This is a genomic window from Pseudomonas sp. LSJ-87 (assembly GCF_032971465.1).
GTDB lineage: Bacteria > Pseudomonadota > Gammaproteobacteria > Pseudomonadales > Pseudomonadaceae > Aquipseudomonas > Aquipseudomonas putida_Z.
In genome coordinates, this window is sequence record NZ_JAWJYQ010000093.1 from 1 (window position 1) to 3,247 (window position 3,247).

The window sequence follows — 3,247 nt, forward strand, 5'->3', positions numbered from 1 at the left end:
CTTGTGTCGCGATGGGCTGCAAAGCAGCCCCACGGTCTTGCCCCGGTCGTCAATCTGTTGCCATCACGGCGTACCGTTACGGCCATGCAGGTGATAGGCCGGGCGCTCGCTCAGCCGCTCGTAATAATCGCGCACGGCCGGCAGGTGCGGGTGCTCGAACGGCGTTTCGAACCAGCGGTTGACCGACAGGCCAATGGGGATGTCGGCCAAGGTGAACTGGCTGCCGGCCACATAGGCACCGGTGCTTGCCAGCTGGCGGTCGAGAATGTGCATGTAGCGCGCCCAGTCCGCGCAGCCGGCGGCCAGGGCCTGTGGGTCCTGGTGGGCGGGCGAGTGCCTGACCAGCGACATGAACGCGTAGCTCCAGGAACGGTTGAGGTCCGAGGCCTGCCAGTCGATCCACTGGTCGATCCTGGCCCGCGCCTGCGCCTCGCCCGGGTAGAACGCGGTGGCGCCATAGCGCGTGGCCAGGTAGCGGATGATGCTGTTGGATTCCCACAGGGTGAAGTCGCCATCCTGGATCACCGGGATCATGGCGTTGGGGTTCAACGCAAGGAACTCGGCGCTGTCCGTGGGCTTGAAACCCGCCCCCCAGTCTTCGCGCTCGAACGCGACCTCGAACTCGGCGCACGCCCACAGGACTTTTCGTACATTGATGGAGGAGGCTCTGCCCAGTATCCGTAGCATGGTGTTCATCCTTGTGGGAGGGAGATTGATCGTCCGTCACTGCCGGTTGCCGGTCAAGAGCCTGAGTGGTGGTGGAGCATCCCCTTTGTAGGTTCCTTGTAGTCCATTTCCGAAAGTAAGCCTTTCCACCCCCAAGGTTATTGTGGCGGGGCAGGCAGCGCCCTAGTCTCGGCACGCTCGTAACCCCGAGGAATGGACATGGACAAAGACACTCCGAAAGAAAGCAGCAACCTCAATGTCGTGCGTGCAGCGGGCCGTTTTGGCAACGGCGGCGCCGAACTGGTGCAGATGAACGCGCAGCTGCCAATGCGTACGGCGCTGATGGAGGCCTCGAGCATCATGGGCTGCATTACCGAACTCACCCGCAAGGCCATCGACCGGCCCGGTGACCGCAAGGCGATGATGCAGGCCACGTATTACCTGGCAGGCATGGCCAAGGCGCTGATCGACGGCCAGTTGCAGCAGTTGCGCCAGGCTCGGGGAGGCGAGCAGGAGCCATAGTCAGGCTTGCCTGGGGACCATGAACTTGGCACCCTTGGCCAGTTTGAATCTCTGTATCACGACAGAAGGAAGTTTGCATTGAGCTGGGACAAGGTGGGGAAACTCCTCGTAGCCGTGCTGCTTGGCCTGATGGTCCTGCTGACCGCCTATGGGTTGCTCAGGGGCAACCCGCGCCTGGAGGCATCGCTGATCTATGCCTACCTCACCTATCCCAGCCAGTTCAGCGAACGCATCACCAAAGCCAGCGAGCAGCTCAAGTACGAGCAGTTGCAGGGGCGTATCAATGCCATCAGCGAGGGCGGGCTGAGCCACGATCAGGTCGAGCGGCTGATCGAAATGGCCCAGGCGCCGTATGCCCAGCTGTTCGCCAAGCCCTTCGAGGCCGGGCTGGTCGACCACCGTACCGGTCTGCTCATCGAGCTGCGCAACAGCGGTGATGCGCAGGTACGCCAGGTGAAAATCCGCCTGCCGGCGAAAGGCCTGGTGCAGGTGCGCGATGCAGCTGGCAATGACACCATCCTGGAAACCTCCACCATGCAAGCGGACATCCCCGTCATCGAGCCGGGTGGCGCATGCAAGGTATGGGTGTATTTCGATGCGGACTACTCGCAGATCCGCCAAGGCGGGGTCAGCATCAGTCACGCCGATGGCAAGGCTGACATACAGGTTTACCGCGAGGTCATCGGTTTCCCGGCCTGGGTGGCCCGTTACAGCCGCGAGCTGATGGTGCTGCTGGGCGTATTGGCGGCCAGCGTGCTGGGCCTGGGGTATGCCTGCCTGTCGCGTCGCCGCGTGGCGTGAGCTTGCCGGGCGTGTCTTCAGGGCAAAGGACATTTGCCACAAACTCAACAATCGCCCGTTGACAACCCTCTATAGTGCTCGGCATTACAAGACCCATGCCGAGCCTGCCCGATGATCCCCTCCCTGGACTCCATTTTTTCCCGCCTGCGCCTGCGTCAGTTACGCCTGCTCATCGAACTGGACCGCTGCGGCTCCCTGCACAAGGCGGCGGAGGCCATGGCGATTTCCCAGCCTGGTGCAACCAAGGCCTTGCGCGAGGTGGAGGAGGTGCTGGGTGTGCCGTTGTTCCAGCGCCTGCCCAGCGGCCTGGTGGCCAATGACGTAGGCCGTTGCGTGGTGCGATATGCGCGGTTGATTCACAGTGACCTGGGGCATTTGCGCGAGGAGGTGCTGGGCATCGTCCAGGGCCAGGGTGGGCGGCTGGCGGTGGGTAGCATCATGGGTGCCATGCCGACCCTGGTCGGTGCCCTCGGGCGGTTGCGCCGCAAGCAGCCGCAACTGGCGGTGGAGATCGCCGAGAACACCAGTGCCAACCTGCTGGCCCAGCTTGATGAAGGGCGCCTGGACCTGGCCATCTGCCGGCCAGGGCTGGGCCGCAATGCGGCGGACTACGCCTTTGTCGAACTGGCCCAGGAGCCGCTGGCGGTGGTCGCGCACCCGCAGCACCCGCTGGCCGGGGCGGCGGCGCTGGAAGTTGGCGACCTGAGCCAGTACCGCTGGATTGTCTACCCGGCGAACATGCCCATGCGCCAGGCGCTGGAGCGTGAGTTGAGCGAGGCGGGGGTGGAGGTGCCACGCTACCCGCTGGAAACCTTCTCCACCTTTGCCACCTTCATGCTGCTGGAAGACGACCCGACGCTGGTGGCGGTGATCCCCAGCGCGGTGGCGGCCTTTGCCGAGCAGCGCGGGTTGCTGGTGTCGTTGGCAGTGAAGCTGCGGGCGCTGAGCGAGCCGTTCGGGATCGTGCACCGGGTGGCAGCGCCGCTGTCGCCGGCGGCGCGGTTGCTGGTGGAGGAGCTTACGGCCGGTTGAGCCCTGTTGCGACCCCCTGTGGGAGCGGGCAAGCCCGCGAAGCAGGCGACACGGTGGATGGCACCGGCTACGCCGGTGTTCGCGGCCACGGCCGCTCCCACAGGTAAAGCGTGAACCCGAAGCCCACAGGTATAGCGTGAGCCCGAAAGCCTGCGCCGTACCTGTGGGAGCGGGCAAGCCCGCGAAGCAGGCGACGCGGTGGATGGCACCGGCTACGCCGGTGTTC

The 3,247-nt window shown here is 64.7% G+C and carries 4 protein-coding genes; 3 read left to right on the forward strand and 1 reads right to left on the reverse strand.

Features of this window, described 5'->3' with window-relative positions:
• Nucleotides 1-63: 63 nt before the first annotated feature.
• Nucleotides 64-687, reverse strand: coding sequence for a glutathione S-transferase family protein (locus tag RYH74_RS26165; protein WP_015269931.1), 624 nt, complete (start codon nucleotides 685-687; stop codon nucleotides 64-66).
• A gap of 198 nt (nucleotides 688-885) precedes the next feature.
• Between RYH74_RS26165 and RYH74_RS26170 the strand changes: the two genes are divergently transcribed.
• From RYH74_RS26170 to RYH74_RS26180, 3 genes are all read left to right on the forward strand, one after another.
• Nucleotides 886-1,188 carry a DUF3077 domain-containing protein gene (locus RYH74_RS26170; RefSeq protein ID WP_025338583.1) on the forward strand — a complete coding sequence of 101 codons (303 nt, stop codon included), beginning with the start codon at nucleotides 886-888 and terminating at the stop codon, nucleotides 1,186-1,188.
• A gap of 78 nt (nucleotides 1,189-1,266) precedes the next feature.
• On the forward strand, nucleotides 1,267-1,989 hold the full coding sequence (locus RYH74_RS26175; RefSeq protein WP_317410596.1) for a hypothetical protein: 723 nt from the start codon (nucleotides 1,267-1,269) through the stop codon (nucleotides 1,987-1,989).
• 111 nt (nucleotides 1,990-2,100) lie between these two features.
• The gene (locus tag RYH74_RS26180) at nucleotides 2,101-3,021 is read left to right on the forward strand and encodes a LysR family transcriptional regulator (RefSeq protein WP_025338586.1); all 921 of its coding nucleotides are present in this window, start codon (nucleotides 2,101-2,103) and stop codon (nucleotides 3,019-3,021) included.
• The last annotated feature ends 226 nt before the right edge of the window (nucleotides 3,022-3,247 follow it).

What these genes read in the sequence shown, in the direction of transcription:
- RYH74_RS26170 (WP_025338583.1), top strand. Translation starts at nt 886, where the DNA reads ATGGACAAAGACACTCCGAAAGAAAGCAGCAACCTCAATGTCGTGCGT.
- RYH74_RS26180 (WP_025338586.1), top strand. Translation starts at nt 2,101, where the DNA reads ATGATCCCCTCCCTGGACTCCATTTTTTCCCGCCTGCGCCTGCGTCAG.
- RYH74_RS26165 (WP_015269931.1), bottom strand. Translation starts at nt 687, where the DNA reads ATGCTACGGATACTGGGCAGAGCCTCCTCCATCAATGTACGAAAAGTC.